Source organism: Vibrio sp. D420a (assembly GCF_030248625.1).
Classification (GTDB): Bacteria; Pseudomonadota; Gammaproteobacteria; order Enterobacterales; family Vibrionaceae; genus Vibrio; species Vibrio fortis_A.
Window position 1 is genome coordinate 1 of record NZ_JAHGAN010000047.1, and the last position, 14,533, is coordinate 14,533.

At 43.6% G+C, this 14,533-nt stretch carries 16 protein-coding genes; 9 read left to right on the plus strand and 7 right to left on the minus strand.

The features are described from left to right. Window positions 1-93 precede the first annotated feature (93 nt). The 4 genes from KI743_RS22035 to KI743_RS22050 all read left to right on the plus strand — a co-directional run bounded on the left by KI743_RS22035 (window position 94) and on the right by KI743_RS22050 (window position 2,812). On the plus strand, window positions 94-705 hold the full coding sequence (locus KI743_RS22035) for a recombinase family protein (RefSeq protein ID WP_285468200.1): 612 nt from the start codon (window positions 94-96) through the stop codon (window positions 703-705). Between the two features lie 166 nt (window positions 706-871). Continuing rightward, the gene (locus KI743_RS22040; RefSeq protein WP_285468201.1) at window positions 872-1,420 is read left to right on the plus strand and encodes a recombinase family protein; all 549 of its coding nucleotides are present in this window, start codon (window positions 872-874) and stop codon (window positions 1,418-1,420) included. Window positions 1,421-1,602: 182 nt separating this feature from the next. Continuing rightward, a complete protein-coding gene (locus KI743_RS22045; protein ID WP_285468202.1) occupies window positions 1,603-2,139 on the plus strand; it encodes a hypothetical protein in 537 nt (178 codons plus the stop codon). A 244-nt stretch (window positions 2,140-2,383) separates the two neighbouring features. Beyond that, window positions 2,384-2,812, plus strand: a complete 429-nt coding sequence (locus KI743_RS22050; protein ID WP_285468203.1) for a hypothetical protein — start codon at window positions 2,384-2,386, stop codon at window positions 2,810-2,812. Window positions 2,813-3,063: 251 nt separating this feature from the next. On the opposite strand, the gene KI743_RS22055 is transcribed toward KI743_RS22050, so the two are convergent. From KI743_RS22055 to KI743_RS22075, 5 genes are all read right to left on the minus strand, one after another. After that, window positions 3,064-4,434, minus strand: a complete 1,371-nt coding sequence (locus KI743_RS22055) for an aldehyde dehydrogenase family protein (protein WP_285468205.1) — start codon at window positions 4,432-4,434, stop codon at window positions 3,064-3,066. A gap of 11 nt (window positions 4,435-4,445) precedes the next feature. Further along, a complete protein-coding gene (locus KI743_RS22060) occupies window positions 4,446-5,198 on the minus strand; it encodes a sulfite exporter TauE/SafE family protein (RefSeq protein ID WP_285468206.1) in 753 nt (250 codons plus the stop codon). A 63-nt stretch (window positions 5,199-5,261) separates the two neighbouring features. Further along, window positions 5,262-6,206, minus strand: a complete 945-nt coding sequence (locus KI743_RS22065; protein ID WP_285468208.1) for a tripartite tricarboxylate transporter substrate binding protein — start codon at window positions 6,204-6,206, stop codon at window positions 5,262-5,264. A 73-nt stretch (window positions 6,207-6,279) separates the two neighbouring features. Continuing rightward, entirely contained in the window at window positions 6,280-7,800 is a 1,521-nt protein-coding gene (locus KI743_RS22070; protein WP_285468209.1) for a tripartite tricarboxylate transporter permease, read from the minus strand. Between the two features lie 12 nt (window positions 7,801-7,812). After that, the gene (locus KI743_RS22075) at window positions 7,813-8,277 is read right to left on the minus strand and encodes a tripartite tricarboxylate transporter TctB family protein (RefSeq protein ID WP_285468211.1); all 465 of its coding nucleotides are present in this window, start codon (window positions 8,275-8,277) and stop codon (window positions 7,813-7,815) included. A gap of 424 nt (window positions 8,278-8,701) precedes the next feature. On the opposite strand from KI743_RS22075, the gene KI743_RS22080 reads away from it, so the two are divergent. The 5 genes from KI743_RS22080 (at window position 8,702) to KI743_RS22100 (ending at window position 12,956) form a co-directional block, all read left to right on the plus strand. Beyond that, window positions 8,702-9,613 carry a LysR family transcriptional regulator gene (locus tag KI743_RS22080; RefSeq protein WP_285468212.1) on the plus strand — a complete coding sequence of 304 codons (912 nt, stop codon included), beginning with the start codon at window positions 8,702-8,704 and terminating at the stop codon, window positions 9,611-9,613. Between the two features lie 178 nt (window positions 9,614-9,791). After that, the gene (locus KI743_RS22085; protein ID WP_285468213.1) at window positions 9,792-11,069 is read left to right on the plus strand and encodes an FAD-binding oxidoreductase; all 1,278 of its coding nucleotides are present in this window, start codon (window positions 9,792-9,794) and stop codon (window positions 11,067-11,069) included. Window positions 11,070-11,093: 24 nt separating this feature from the next. Continuing rightward, window positions 11,094-11,456, plus strand: a complete 363-nt coding sequence (locus tag KI743_RS22090; RefSeq protein ID WP_285468214.1) for a cupin domain-containing protein — start codon at window positions 11,094-11,096, stop codon at window positions 11,454-11,456. A gap of 9 nt (window positions 11,457-11,465) precedes the next feature. Beyond that, window positions 11,466-11,753, plus strand: a complete 288-nt coding sequence (locus KI743_RS22095; protein ID WP_285468216.1) for a DUF1330 domain-containing protein — start codon at window positions 11,466-11,468, stop codon at window positions 11,751-11,753. A 507-nt stretch (window positions 11,754-12,260) separates the two neighbouring features. Then, on the plus strand, window positions 12,261-12,956 hold the full coding sequence (locus KI743_RS22100; RefSeq protein WP_285468218.1) for a hypothetical protein: 696 nt from the start codon (window positions 12,261-12,263) through the stop codon (window positions 12,954-12,956). Between the two features lie 77 nt (window positions 12,957-13,033). Here KI743_RS22100 and KI743_RS22105 read toward each other — a convergent pair whose 3' ends face one another. Then, on the minus strand, window positions 13,034-13,630 hold the full coding sequence (locus KI743_RS22105) for a hypothetical protein (RefSeq protein ID WP_285468219.1): 597 nt from the start codon (window positions 13,628-13,630) through the stop codon (window positions 13,034-13,036). Between the two features lie 88 nt (window positions 13,631-13,718). Then, on the minus strand, window positions 13,719-14,306 hold the full coding sequence (locus KI743_RS22110) for an Ig-like domain-containing protein (RefSeq protein ID WP_285468220.1): 588 nt from the start codon (window positions 14,304-14,306) through the stop codon (window positions 13,719-13,721). Window positions 14,307-14,533 lie beyond the last annotated feature (227 nt).

The window sequence follows — 14,533 nt, forward strand, 5'->3', positions numbered from 1 at the left end:
CACTAAAAATCTGTTACCTTCAGTGACTCAGATCTCACGTTCTTAATCATCACCTTTGTTATGACGTCTAAGGTAATCAACCAAGGAAGGTTCATGGCAACCTACGCTTATTTGCGCGTCTCTACGGACGCACAAGACACCCAGAATCAAAAACACGGCATTCTCGAGTACGCTAACCAAATGGGTATTGCCGACATTCAGTTTATCGAAGATACGGCTTCCGGCACCAAAAAGTGGCATCAGCGTAAGCTTGGTCATCTGCTTCAGAAACTTACGGCGGGAGACACAATCATCTTCGCAGAAATCAGCCGCATAGCCCGTTCAACGTTACAAGTGTTAGAAGTACTTGAAATGTGCTCTTCCAAAAAAATTCACGTCTTTATCGCTAAACAGAATATGCGCCTAGACGGCACTATGCAGGCGACCATCACAGCTACCGTTCTAGGGCTCGCAGCAGAGATTGAACGCACCTTTATTTCAACTCGAACTAAAGAAGCGTTAGACGCCAAACGTAAACTCGGCATTATTGGCGGGAGACCGAAAGGGCCGGCCAAACACCTTAAGCTTGATAAACAGAGAGACAAGATCACTGAATACTTAGAAATGGGCCTGACTCAGGCCGCGATCGCCAAGTTGCTTGATATTTCACCAAGCACCTTGAGTGATTATATTCGTCGACATAATTTAAGAAACCCCATTCTATAAAGACCAATTAATGGAATGACATGCTATATTTGAGTGTCCAAAAAGGTGTACTTTAAGGACACCCATCGAAAGGATCATTTTAACTGTTCATAAACTCCATTTGATCTTTAATGGTCATGACCATTATATTTGGTACAACTAAATGAACAGATTGAGGCGTTAATTCATGCTTATCGGATATGCCCGGGTCAGTTCGAGCGATCAGTCGCTCGACATTCAGGTTGAGCAGCTCAAACAAGTAGGCTGTGAAAAAATCTTCCAAGAAAATGCGAGTGGTAAAAGTGCAGAGCGCGACCAGCTGAATGCCTTGATTGATTTCTCTCGAGAAGGGGACACCATTCATGTGATGAAAGTGGACCGTTTGGCTCGTAACACCATCGATGCTCTGCAAATTGCCGATGCGCTTGCAAAAAAAGGCGCGGGTTTGGTGTTTCACGATCTCGGAAATGTCGACATTAATAGCGATGTAGGTCGAGTTATTTATACGACCATTTCGGCGTTCGCAGAAATGGAGAGAAAGCGTATCTTACAGCGCTGTAACGAGGGTAGGGAGCGAGCAAGAGAGGAGGGAAGGCACCTTGGCCGATTTCCTAATAAGCAGCTTCATGAACGCATACAGGCCCTTGCAGGGCAGGGGATGAATAAGCATGCGATCAGTAAAGAGCTAGGGTGTAGCCGGACTACTGTATATAAAGTGTTAGGAAATTTAGCCTAACTGAGCGACGATGAAATACTTATGTTGAGAGAAATTACAAGTCTTGCTGTTATTGCAATATCTAGGAATAGTATCTTATTTTAATAAACTCCATGAATGTTGCACTTGGATTGTACAAGTGTATTTTATAAAATCTTCGCGATGATATATCATTGTTTTTCATTGATTTATTTGAGGTTTATATGGAACATATTGGAATTCAAGATGTTACTCACTCGGCTAATGGTACGCGTTACAAAGCAAAATTAGCCGACCGATTCATAAATATTTTTTTAACGGATAGTGACGTTTTCAGTAGAATTCCGATAGATAAGGTCTTATTTAACGTAGATAGCTATATTAGAACAGATAGAGCGACTTCTATTCCTTTTGAGAGTAGTACATACGGTTGTATTGAGTTATCAGTTTCGTGCGAAGGATTTGTAAGACGGTACTATTTATTAGCAGTAGGAAGTAGAGAGAAAGTTGGGAAAACTCTGTTTTCTAAGGAGAAAATTTCCGATTTTGTGCAGTTCTTTTTATGCGCTGACTATATCCCCAAAAATGCGCATATATCTGAGATAAAAAATTGTCTGTACAGCAGTGGTATATATGAATCTACTTGGACTTTTATAGATCATGATTTAGATGACATTATAAAGAGTATTGCTCGTCGAATAGAGGAAGATTACATTGAGCGCTTTCCAATTAAATTTCCTATCTCTTTGAACGAATACTGAGCCTGAAATATTTGCCAAAAGGAGGCCTTGCTCACCACTCCAGCCAAAACTTGCCACTTCTAAGCGGTGAACACGAAAAAACATGTCATGGGCTAAACACGTGCCGCTGCGCGCCACAGCCCATCACATAAACGTCTTCACCACTCAGGCGGCAGCGCTTTGTCTTCCGTAGCAAGGCCCCTTAAAAGCTTTTTTACCAACCCCAAACCCCAAGCTTGGGGCTTTTTAGTTCAAATTGAACATAATGTGGAACAATGCGAAATTGCTACGCGCCAATTCGTCAGCAAGCTGCCGGGCGCTGGGCAACTTCAAGCATTGTTGGACATTATGTATAAATTTTCACAACCGCACGGCAAGCGTGCTGCAAGGCGGCCAGACAAGCTGGCAGTGTTTATCTGCCTTGCCCAAAAAAACGGGCAAAGCAGGGCATTGGGGGCGCATCAAAACACAAACAACGTGTTTTCATGCGGTCACGTTCAGCGGTGAGTTTGAATCTTCACACGTGGTGGGTTTTTTGTTGCCCGTGCCGGCCAATCCCCAAAAGGCGCAAGCTGTTTTAGGGCCGCCCCCACATCCCCCGCCCACCCAGTGCTGCGCCCCGTTCTTTGGTTTCAGAAGGTTATTTTACGCTGTGATGTTTTCGGCAGCCTACCCATGGGCACTTGTTTTTTAATGGCGCAGCGGCGGGCGTGTCGTGGGAGCGTTGCTCTAAAGGCGCTGTAATGAAGTTAGGGGAAGTACAGATGTTAAGAGGGGCATCGGGCCAATTTGCTAATAAGCCGCTTTATAATCGCATACAGGCCCCGCTAGGGTAGGAGCCTGTATACGGTCAGATAAATTGCCAGTGAAGTAGTGTGTTTCAGTGGCAATCCTAGCATCAAAATAATTGATTGACGCTAGGGTTCCTTATGAGTTATCGATAACTCATAACACTAGGGTCTTTTGGTAACTCATTTCACGAATTGCGTATTTAATGCCCTCGCGACCCACACCGCTCTCTTTAACCCCCCCAAAAGGAAAGTGCTCAGCTCGGAAACCAGGTCCATCATTGACGGCTAAAGCCCCCACTTCTAACTCGTCGTATAGGTAGTGGATTGTATCTAGATTGTTTGTGAATACGCCGGCTTGCAAGCCGTAAACGGAGTTATTGATAACAGGGATAATGCTTTTGACATCATCGAACTGTTGGATTGGCACTACAGGGCCAAAAACCTCCTCGCGCATGATTTCGGCTGTGCTAGGAACATCAGCTAACACCGTTGGTGTAATGATGTTTCCTATACGTTCTCCCCCCAATAGCAGTTGACCACCTTCCTCTATCGTTTTGTCTATCATCGCTTTCACAGCATCGGCGGCGCGTGTATTAACGAGCGGTCCAATGAACGAATCTGGTTCTTGAGGGTCACCGCATACCAGCGCTGCGGTTTTTGTCAGCAGGAGAGGAACAAATTCCTCGTACACGGAGCGATGAACAAATACCCTTTTAACGGCTGTACAGCGTTGCCCTGCCGTTGCAAAACGTTGGTTTATGACAGCGTTGACTGCCCCGTCGAGATCGGCATCGTCCATGACAATAAGGGGGTCATTACCGCCAATTTCTAAGAGTAATTTCTTATAGCCAGAAACCTTTGCAATAGCATCTGCAGCAAAGTTGCCTCCAGTAAAGTTGATCGCACTGATCACTGGATGAGTGATGACAAATTCCATGTCAGGGACGTCAGGCATGATCAGCTGAAGCACATCCTCTGGGATGCCAGCTTCATAGCAAAGTTTCAATAAGAACTGAGAAGACTCTATGTTTTGAGGGCTCGGTTTGAAGGCAATGGTATTACCGGCAGCAAACGCTGGTCCTATCTTATGCATTGCGATATTGATAGGGAAGTTAAACGGTGTAATACAAAGGATCGTGCCTAATGGATGCCAACGAACGATACCGTAGCGCCCACGAGCAGGTGGATAAGCGTCGGAATCGATGCATTCACCTGTGATCTGGCGCGCCTCTTCGCTGCTCGCAACTGCTGTGTTGATTGCGCGAGTGACTTCAATATGGCTGTCTGAGATCGTTTTACCCATTTCGCGAGTGATCATTTGTGCAATCGTATCTTTATGATTCTCTAACAGTTGAGCAAGTTTACGTAAAATATCAGCACGCTCGAACGCTGCCAGTTTATTTTGCGTCTTTCGTCCATTATGTAAAGTGTCCAAAGACTTTTTAAGTTCTTCAAGAGATGAATACTGGTAAGTTCCTAGCGTCTCATTATTGAAAGGGTTGGATACTGAAAAGCTATTATTCATAAATACCTCGATTAAATTATTAGCTCATAAATTTTGTAAATAATATATAATCCTGAAAAAAACAAAGCCCACCACATTATTAAAATGAACATCTTTTGATTTATTTTACGTAATGCTGTTACGCCTATTTTTGTGCCAAAAATTGCAAATATACTAAGTAGGAAAATTAAAAAAGCATTGTCAATAAATGAAAATCCTAGAAATAAAAATGCTGGAATTTTCAATATGTGACAAGTCAGTTGCATCATGGATTTTGTCGCAACAACTTCTTCTTTACCTAAGTCGTCACGCATAAAAAACAGTGCTAAAAATGGGTCTATCGCGCCTGCTAGCATGCCGATAACTCCAGTAAAAAATCCGACAAAAAAGAAGCTTGGATCTTTTAATTTGATTGGCGGAATCGACTTTGGCTTGAACAATGTATAGGCGATCAAAACTGCTAATATCACAAGTGGAATCAACTTGTCAGCATAGTGTCTAAGTAAATATGTCATAGTCACTGTGCCGAGGATTGCACCAACCGCAAAATATAAACACATCTCCTTTTTTACATGATTGATTAATATAAAGCTTCTAAAGCCATTACTAATGACTTGCACCGCTCCATGAATAGCAATGAGCGAGTTTATCGGGATAAATATCGACATTGCAGAAAACATTAAAACTCCGCCCGCCATTCCTGTTACAGATGTAATAAATGCGGTAAGAAATACGACTGAGCACAAGAAAATAGTCGCCAATAGCGAAATATCAACGATATCCATAACATTAACTTTTTATTGTATAATTTGGCGTTTATATAAACGCCAAATTATAAGGTGGCAGGGTTACTGAGCCTTTTTTCGTTCAGCCGCATCTTTCATTACTTTACTGGTAGCACGCATATCTTCTACCCACTTATCGCCATAGCGGAAATCAATGTTTGCACCTATGTTTTTGTATGCTTGAATGACTTCAGGTTTCACCATGACTTTTTTGGTTGCTTCAACCAAACGATCGATGACTTCTTGAGGAACGCCTTTAGGTGCAAATACGCCCGCCCAGCCTTCAAACTGACCTTTGATCCCATAATCAGCAAAGGTTGGAACACCTGGGTAAGCTTCCATTTTTTGATTCATCACCAACGCTCGTGCTTTGCCTGCTTTAACATGTGGTCCGAAAGCTGGAGGGAAAGAGACGGCAGAATCAATGTGGCCACCGACAACAGACGCCATCGATTCGGCTGAGGATTTAGCGTGTACCAACTTGGGCGTATAACCTGACTGACTTGCGATGATATCCGCGAGAATACTGCCTGAAGAAGAAGCGCCCCAAGCACCCTGGGTGAGTGTGTTTTCTGAAGCAGCTGCCTTAAAATCATCAAAGGTTTCATACGGACTATCGGAAGCAACCACCACCGCGAGAGGCACGGACGTGAGCTTAAGGATCGGTTCAAAACTATCAAAGCTATAAGGCGCTTTTGAAAAGTTTGGGGTGACCAACATATTGCCCAGACCCGCGTTGATTAAGGTGTAGCCATCATTTCTAGAGTTGGCGACAAAGCTTGTGCCGATCACGGCGCCAGCGCCAGGTTTATTCAACACAACCACGGGTTGCCCTAGCTCGTCTTCCATCGCATCTGCCCAGATACGTGTAGATAAGTCAGAGTCTCCACCTGCACCGTATGGCACAATGATTTTAATTGGCTTTGTTGGGTAATCGGCGTGGGCGGCAGGGGCTGTAAATGCCATACCAATCGCTCCAACGGTCAAGAGCTTCCTGAATAGTGTCATAACAAGTTCCTTTTAAAGTGATTCTATTTATATGTGTAATGGCTCCCCAACCGGCAGGGGGGCTACTTCCAATTTATGTATTGCTCGCGACCTCCTTTGAATTCTGTTTGCTTCGCTTGTTCTTCATGTGAATGCTAGAAGCCAGGAAAAGAGCTGAAACGATGATGCATAACCAAGAAAATGGTTTAGTAAGGAACAGGTGATAATCCGTGCCTACAATGGCTAGCGCTTGATCTAAATTTTGTTCTAGGAACGGGGTTAAGATGAAACCTATAACGAACACGGCTGGATTAAGACCTATCTCGCGCATAATAAAGCCCACAATGGTAAACCCGATCAGAACCAATACATCGTTCATGTTTTGGCCGAACAGGAATGCACCAGTAAATGCAAAAATCGTTACGCATGGGAAAATAAAATAGCGGGGTAACGCGGCCACTCGAGTAAAGAACTTGAATCCACCCTTAGCAATAAGGAGTAAGAACAGGTCGGTGATCAGGAATCCTGCAAAAATTGCATAGATGGTGTCGGTATGCTCTGTGAAAATCATTGGGCCGGGAGTTAGGCCGTGGATAATGAACGCGCCCATCAACAACGCGGCCACGTCATCACCGGGAAGGCTTAACGTCAGCATGGGGATAAGACTTGAACCACACACCGCATTGTTCGCCGATTCGGCAGCAGCAATACCTTCTACTGAGCCTTTGCCAAATTCGTCCGGATTTTTTGAAACACGCTTAGCTTCACCATAGGCCATAAATGCAGCTGTGCTAGAGCCCAAACCAGGAAGGGCTCCGATTACGGTTCCGATACCAGTGGACTTTAAGATGGTTTTGAACACGGCACGAAACTCTTTAAGACTGATACGCCCATCTTCTTTGTTTGCGCTTGTATAGGTTGAAGCGGTAGTTTTGTTCGATTGGCGGCGACGAATAGCTTCCAAGACTTCGGGCATCACTAAGACTCCCATCAACATTGGAGTAAAAGCAAAGCCAGCCATGAGATCGATAGAACCGAATGTAAAACGTGAGGCACCGGTTATCGTTGACATTCCAACCATGGCACACAGCATTCCTAAACAGCAGGATAGCAAGCCACGTGAGATAGATTTTCCGGTTTGCGAACAAATCACCGTGAAAGCAAATAGAATAAGAAATACTTTTTCGATTGGCCCTGCATGCAATGCCAAGATAGAAAGTGGGGCTGCGACAAAAATGAGTACAATTGTCGCCATTGCTTCACCTGACACAGATGAAAATAAAGAGATATCGAGCGCTTTGCCAGCTTTGCCTTGTTTTGTTAAGGCATTGCCATCTTGTGCTGTCAGAAACGAGGCCGCCGCCCCGGGTGTATTGATTAGAATCGCAGAAATAGACCCGCCGTAAATGCCCGCTTTATATACAGCTAGCAGCATGCTGATACCGATTATAGGATCGACATAGAAGGTCAAGGGTAAGATGATCGCAATCGCCATGATGGCTGATATACCAGGAATCGCGCCAAATATAATGCCGACAACGACCCCAACAACAATTCCCACTAGAGGCTCAGGAGCCAGTATTGCACTGAAGCCGTTAATGATATCTGTAAACATCTCTTCTTCCCTCTAACTTAGATTGAACGTCGGTAGATAGACGTGAAGAAAATGACGACTACCGTAGAAAATAATGAAAGGGACAATGACAGATAGCATTATCATTGCTCGCCAGTTCTCACATGCTAGCAATGCAGCAATGGCTAGCATCATGACCGGAGTGCAGATAAGAAAACCGAAGATAGGCATTAACCACCAATAGATAGCAAAGCTTGCAATGTATAAGCTAACGTTCAGGAGTCCTTTCGTTTCCACAACGTCTTCGTCGGACTTTGCGCTCTTTAAGATACTCCATAGTGCCTGACCACCTATGATGAGAGTCATGATGAGCATCATAGCGGCGACGATTCGTGGTAGCGTCATGGATCCTAAGGAACTCTCTACACCACCTTCCACAAGGTTATTACTGGTTAGTATTGTGATTGCCACCACAATGAGCATTGAGGAAATAACGCAATCTATCTTCCTTCTATCCACAATCTACTTCCTTATAAAACAACATGGCTTTTGTTATGCGTTTGTAACATTTATTTCAGTTTAACGATTGCGTGTATATATACAATTTTAAAATTGTTCTATATATATAAGTTTTTATTATAGGTTGGCTGTTTTCGTCCCCCAAGTTGTGCATTTTTCGGTGTTTGGCTCATTTATTTGCAATGTGTATATGCTGACTGGTTCTTACAAATGAGCAACATTGATTTAACGATGACGTTTTTCGAGTCTCGATGAGAAAATGCAGTCCGCATGTCAATGAGTCCAATGTTGGGCTGGTTCGTGAGTATGAATAACCCTCCAGCCAACGAATAGGTCCTATATGTAAATTGAGTGATCCTTCTAGCATTCAAATGATAGCTACGTTAAGGTAAATAAATATTTCGATTTTTATCTGGATAAAATTATGAATATCAAACAGTTACGAGCTTTAAGGGAAGTGATGTTGACCGGGTCGGTGTCTAAAGCTGCAAAGAATTTGCATCGAACTCAACCAGCGGTCAGTGCTCAGATCAGTACTCTTGAAAAAGAGGTTGGGTTAAAACTGTTTGATCGCGTAGACGGCCGACTTCAACCGGTGCCAGAAGCACAGTATGTATTAGAAAAAGCGATGGAAATCTTGGATAACATTGATGAGGTAGAACAGAGCTTAATCAACATCAAGAATTTGGAAGCCGGTGACATCAATGTCGTTTCGATGCTCGGACCATCTATATTTCTAATCCCTAAACTCACGAGTGATTTTTTAGCGGATAAAGAACATGTCAATGTGTCACTCTTGAGTTATAACTCTCACACCACCCAAGAGCTTCTCTCGACTCAAAAGTTCGATGTAGGAATTGTCGATTTTCAGAATGATCAATACCAGAGCACATCACTGGTACATCATGACCTCATGCAGTTTAAGTGTTTATGCGCAGTTCCAATAGATGATCCACTCGCTCAAAAATCATTTATAGATATCAAAGACCTAGATGGAAAAGCGATGGCTTTGCTTCAAGATGACCATTCGGTAACTAAGCAGTTGAAGAGTGTCTTTTCTAAACACAGGTTAAAACTAAAAAGGCGCATAAAAACCCAATACTTTATTCCTCAACTCACCTTTGTGGAGCAAGGCCTTGCTTATGCGATTGTCGACCCACTGACGGTTGCGAGTTATTACCAATATCGAAAGCAATTGGGTAGCTTAGCATTCATACCGTTTGCGCCGACGATAACATCGACCATCTCAATTGTGACGCCGACTAAACGCCCTCTTTCAAAAGTAGCGACGACTTATATTGAGCACCTAAAAAGAGAGTTATCGGCACTTCAATAAAGAGCTACTTTCAATGAGAGGTGATTTACGTTTATTGGTTACTTACGCCTCATTTTGATGAATAGTTCGGCTCAGGCTATAAATTTTTCTTTGAGATATAAAGATTTTTGCAATTGGAAATTATAGGCGTGCAACGTTAGTGTTTTGTTAATTCGTTAACAAACGCTAAGTGGGCATGATGACAAAATTTACTCCGTATTGGTGGGAAGACACCCCCATAATCTCACATTCACAGCAATCAGTGAGTAAGGAAGTTGATGTTGCGATTATCGGGGCTGGTTATTCTGGCCTTAGTGCGGCTATCGAACTTACTCGAGCTGGTCAAAGTGTAGAAATTTTTGAAAAAGATAGGTTGGGACAAGCGGCTTCAACACGAAGTGGCGGCATTGCAAGTGGCAATCTACGTATGTCGTTTTCGAAAATGATCGATACATATGGTTTAGAGAAAGCTAAGGCCTATTGCGGTGAAGCGGTCGAAGCACGTAAAGCCTTGTTAGATTTTATCATTGAAGAAAATATTGAGTGTGATTACCAAAACGTCGGCCGATTTCAAGGAGCTACACGACCAAGCCATTATGAAAGTATGGGCCGGGAGGTCGACAACCTCAATAAGCATTTAGGGCTCGAAGCGCAACTTATTCAGCCACATGAACAGCATAACTTTTTGGGTTCGGATAGCTTTGTTGGAGGAACATTTAGACCCGATCTGAATGGATTGCACCCAGCAAAGCTGCATCATGGTATGTATCTGAGGGCTATTGAAAGCGGCGCAATCATCCATGAGTATGTTGCCGTCGAAAAGATCGACAAACGCGCGACAAGTTACCTTTTAAAAACGGAACGAGGGGTAGTCAAAGCCAAAAATGTCATTGTCGCAACCAATGGCTATACTGACTCTGCAGTCCCATGGCTTCAACAACGTCTTGTCCCCGTCGCAAGTATGATTATCGCGACCGATCCTATAGATCCAAACCTGATGAACGAGATGTTCCCTAATCGTCGTATGGCTTGCAACTCCAACCTACTGCATAGCTATTTCAGGCCTTCTCCTGATGGCAGTCGTGTCCTATACGGCGGTCGAGCGCCAAACAAACTTATCGTCGATGGCAGCATTGATTATTCTCATATGAAAGATGAGATGACGTCGATTTTACCTCAATTAAAGGGTATCGGTCTCAGTCATGTTTGGTGGGGGTACGTTGCGATGAATATGGACGGCCGCCCCCAAATAGCAGAACACAATGGGATTCACTATGTTGGTGGGTATTGTGGTTCGGGAGTGGTATGGGGCCGATGGTTTGGCCAAAAAGCAGCGCAGAAAATATTGGGTAACCCTGAAGGTCACTCAGCATTTGAAGGTCAACCTTTTAAGGCTGTTCCTTTTTATAACGGTAAGCCTTGGTTTCTTCCAGGGGTAGTGCAGTGGTTCAAATTGCGCGACAAATTGGGTTTCTAATCATTCATGCTATTGAGGTAAAACATGACTATTGAAGTTATCAGCTTTAAAGACACACCAAAGACCATTAATAAGCGCAGCTTGCGTGATCTCCCTGATCGAGTCGTTGACGGTGATCCTAAACATATTTCCAGTGTTTATTTTGACAGCGAAGACGGTGTCATTACTTCAGGGACTTGGACGAGTTCTCCGGGGAAATGGCACGCTTTTACTGGTAAAGAGGAGTTTTGCTACATCGTTGCTGGGCATTGTCGTTTGATATCTGAAGACGGTACAGCAAAAGACTATAAGAAAGGTGATGCGTTTTTCATTCCTGATGGCTTTAAGGGGTATTGGGAGGTTATTGAAACGACAACAAAACACTATGTGGTACGTAAAACCGAATAAGGAAAGCAAATGACGGTCTTATTTATTGCTCAAACAAGGGTTAAAGATATCGATAAGTTGCAAGAATATATTTCGGCAGCTGGGCCAATAATGAAAACGTTTGGGGCTGAAGTTTTATTGCGGGGTAAGCATCTTGATACGCTACTAGGTGATAAGCAGTCCGATCATATTACTGGGATATTTCGTTTTCCTAATGAAGACTCGGTCAAGTCGTTTCTTGCTTGTGATGCATACAAGGACTTGTTATCGGTGCGAAATCAAGCCGGAGAGATGAATTTTAATCTCTACCAAGAATAGCAAACAGCGGTGGGTGCGTTTGAGACAAACGAGGGTATGGAACATCACGTCGATAATGCACCTTAACTTGACCCTGTAAATAATTCTGTGACTTGCTCAAAGTCTGAGTTGCTTATTAAGTTGTTAACAAGAAGCGCCTTTCGGCAACCGTGCTTTATTTCGCGAACCTTTTCGTTCGTGCCTCACTCTTCGGTGGCTCAACCAAGCCACCTTCAATCACAAACGACGTGATTTACGTTGTCTTGGCCCTTCGGGTCACAATCAGGGCTAGACAAGCTTTCACTTTCTCGTCCAAGTGCTGTCTGAATTTGCGTTGTGTCTGTGCGCTAAAAGGTCCTCCGCCTATGGCTTTCAACGTTTCATTTACGCCACTTCTATCCTTTGCCAATCGAACTTCATTATCAAAAGTGAAATGCACGCTGCGCGCTTTTGACAATGAAAACCGCTTGTCTGTAGGGAAGTTAGGCGAAAACGACGATGAAACCTCAATCAGCTAAGGAGCACACCATGCCACATTCCCTTTCTTCGCAAATTCACAGCACTAAGTCCGCGAAAGCGAGCAACGTATCCTCGTTGCATCTGTCAGGCTCTACAACAATGAAAATTGCGCCATTGTCGGTTGTGATTCATGATTCACAGTCACCAAGGCTAAAACCGGGTGAAGAGTTTGAGTTTGAAATCTTTGAAGCTATCGCTCTCAAAGCGGCGTTAGATGGCCTGCAAGGTGGTCACTATAGCATTGACGTTAGCGTTAAATTTGAACAAGAACACCAACATCGATGTCAAATCAGTTTGGGATGTAGAGAGCAAGAAACGGGCTTTGCGGATCACTGTTTTCGTATTTTGGAACATGCGCAATCCCTCAAAGTATCGCAGCCACAACATTGGTATTTTTCTGATGTGCAAGGGCAGAAACTTCTAGCGTTGCTCAAACGTTACCTGCTTAACCGCCAACAGGTAGCTCAGTCTCGCCAGTTGGTTTTTGAACGCGTCCGTCAACTAGCGCCTCAAGAACCCAAACGTTTTAACCTAGACAGTCGATTAGTTGCGTTGTTTGAAAAACTTGCGGCGCTTAATCCGCCCGTTGGGCAGATAGTCGCTGCCATAAATGTTGTTCTGAAAGAAAGAGGGGAGCGAATAGTTGGAAAGGACGAGTTTGAGAGCTTCATTGAACAAGTTGAAGACTGGAAAAACGCGCCTTAAGTTCGCGAGAACAACTCGTGGTCACATTTAAAATGCCCCGTAGAGTGCGGGGCAAATGTCTTTTACTTTTGATTGGCTTATCGTCCCTGATTATTACGCAACATTTTCTGAATCATATACTCTTGGGGCGTTAAGAAGTATGTGTCAGGTGGCGTTTCAACCTGTTGCCCCTGCTTATTTGAATTTGGGATGTAAGGCTTGACACCCAAAGCAGTGCGTCGATGGTTAATAGCCATAAGGCTTTGATGAAATAGAGGGAGGGGAGTATTGTCTTCATGAGACTTAACGCAATGACTGTCCCGTTCTTCGGGAAAATTGTTATAAAAGTCATCACAATCAAATTTTTGTAAAATAATCTTGAGAGATCCATTGTGGATACACTGTTTAATGAAGCCTCGACACACTCGCTCTCCATGTATGATCGCGTTGAGTCCGCCTATCCAATACTCAATATGGGTTCCTTGGAGGCGTTCAAAGACATGCTTCCCCCCAAGTAATACATTAATACCATGGGTTTGTATAAAGGCTTCGCCGTTTAATGGTTCTAGATTGAATTCATAGTCAAACAAGGACGCAAAAAAAATGGCTTCTGCGTATGCTAGATTTGTTGTTTCTTGGTTTGTCCATTGACGGTTGTCTTCTAAAAAGTCCGCTAACAAATATGCATCGTTCATTCGTATTTACCTGTTCCTAAGAAAGCGTTAGATACAAATTCAGCGTTTTGAATTTGTCTTTAAAGTTATGAAATTATTGTTTTTTTACTTACTGAAGCGGTGTGTCCGTCACGTTGACTGTAGCGATGTTACTAATAACCCCGTCTTTTGTTGCCGTTAAAGTTGTAGTCCCAGAAACACCCCCTGTTAGTAACCCAGTTTCTGTGACGATTGCTGTTTCTGGGTCTTCGATATCCCATGTAATAGAGCCTGTAATGTCAGTAGAAGTGGTGTCACTGTAAGTCGCATGTGCGATGAATTGTTGGGTTTGGCCACTTGCGATATCAATAGAAGCAGGGAGCAAGGTGATACCTGTTATCACAGCTGCTGTGATGGTAATGGTCACGTGATTGCTGACAATACCATCCTTGGTTGCATATACAGTGACTTCTCCTGGTGTATCACCACCAATAAGAACCCCAGGACTTTCAAAGTACCCTATGTCTTGATCACTAGAGATCCAGTCCAAATGAAGGTCAGTGAGTGCGCGAGATGAATCGTCAGAGTAGCGTCCAGTGGCCTCAAAAGGTTGGTTGTTACCTCCGGCCAATGTCAATTGACTTGCTCCTTCAGTCGTTATCGGTGAGGCAATAATGTCGATATGCTCTAAATTGACCTTTGGTCTGTGAGTTGGCACATCTATACCACAACCGCTTAACAATATAAGAAGGGGGAGAGTCAATGTTGACGACGTGTTTTCGAGAAATCGAGGCATAATGGTATGGCCTGTCTTAGAGGCAGAAATAGTAAGAGTTCAAAAACGGTGCTCTTGTGAATGTTGTTAATATTTTCGCCGGACAATACCAGAGTGCACAGATTGCGAGTTGTATCTGTTACATTGTAACTGTGGGTGCTTTTAGGGCT

What these genes read in the sequence shown, in the direction of transcription:
- KI743_RS22035 (WP_285468200.1), top strand. Translation starts at nt 94, where the DNA reads ATGGCAACCTACGCTTATTTGCGCGTCTCTACGGACGCACAAGACACC.
- KI743_RS22040 (WP_285468201.1), top strand. Translation starts at nt 872, where the DNA reads ATGCTTATCGGATATGCCCGGGTCAGTTCGAGCGATCAGTCGCTCGAC.
- KI743_RS22045 (WP_285468202.1), top strand. Translation starts at nt 1,603, where the DNA reads ATGGAACATATTGGAATTCAAGATGTTACTCACTCGGCTAATGGTACG.
- KI743_RS22050 (WP_285468203.1), top strand. Translation starts at nt 2,384, where the DNA reads ATGTGGAACAATGCGAAATTGCTACGCGCCAATTCGTCAGCAAGCTGC.
- KI743_RS22055 (WP_285468205.1), bottom strand. Translation starts at nt 4,434, where the DNA reads ATGAATAATAGCTTTTCAGTATCCAACCCTTTCAATAATGAGACGCTA.
- KI743_RS22060 (WP_285468206.1), bottom strand. Translation starts at nt 5,198, where the DNA reads ATGGATATCGTTGATATTTCGCTATTGGCGACTATTTTCTTGTGCTCA.
- KI743_RS22065 (WP_285468208.1), bottom strand. Translation starts at nt 6,206, where the DNA reads ATGACACTATTCAGGAAGCTCTTGACCGTTGGAGCGATTGGTATGGCA.
- KI743_RS22070 (WP_285468209.1), bottom strand. Translation starts at nt 7,800, where the DNA reads ATGTTTACAGATATCATTAACGGCTTCAGTGCAATACTGGCTCCTGAG.
- KI743_RS22080 (WP_285468212.1), top strand. Translation starts at nt 8,702, where the DNA reads ATGAATATCAAACAGTTACGAGCTTTAAGGGAAGTGATGTTGACCGGG.
- KI743_RS22085 (WP_285468213.1), top strand. Translation starts at nt 9,792, where the DNA reads ATGACAAAATTTACTCCGTATTGGTGGGAAGACACCCCCATAATCTCA.
- KI743_RS22090 (WP_285468214.1), top strand. Translation starts at nt 11,094, where the DNA reads ATGACTATTGAAGTTATCAGCTTTAAAGACACACCAAAGACCATTAAT.
- KI743_RS22095 (WP_285468216.1), top strand. Translation starts at nt 11,466, where the DNA reads ATGACGGTCTTATTTATTGCTCAAACAAGGGTTAAAGATATCGATAAG.
- KI743_RS22100 (WP_285468218.1), top strand. Translation starts at nt 12,261, where the DNA reads ATGCCACATTCCCTTTCTTCGCAAATTCACAGCACTAAGTCCGCGAAA.
- KI743_RS22105 (WP_285468219.1), bottom strand. Translation starts at nt 13,630, where the DNA reads ATGAACGATGCATATTTGTTAGCGGACTTTTTAGAAGACAACCGTCAA.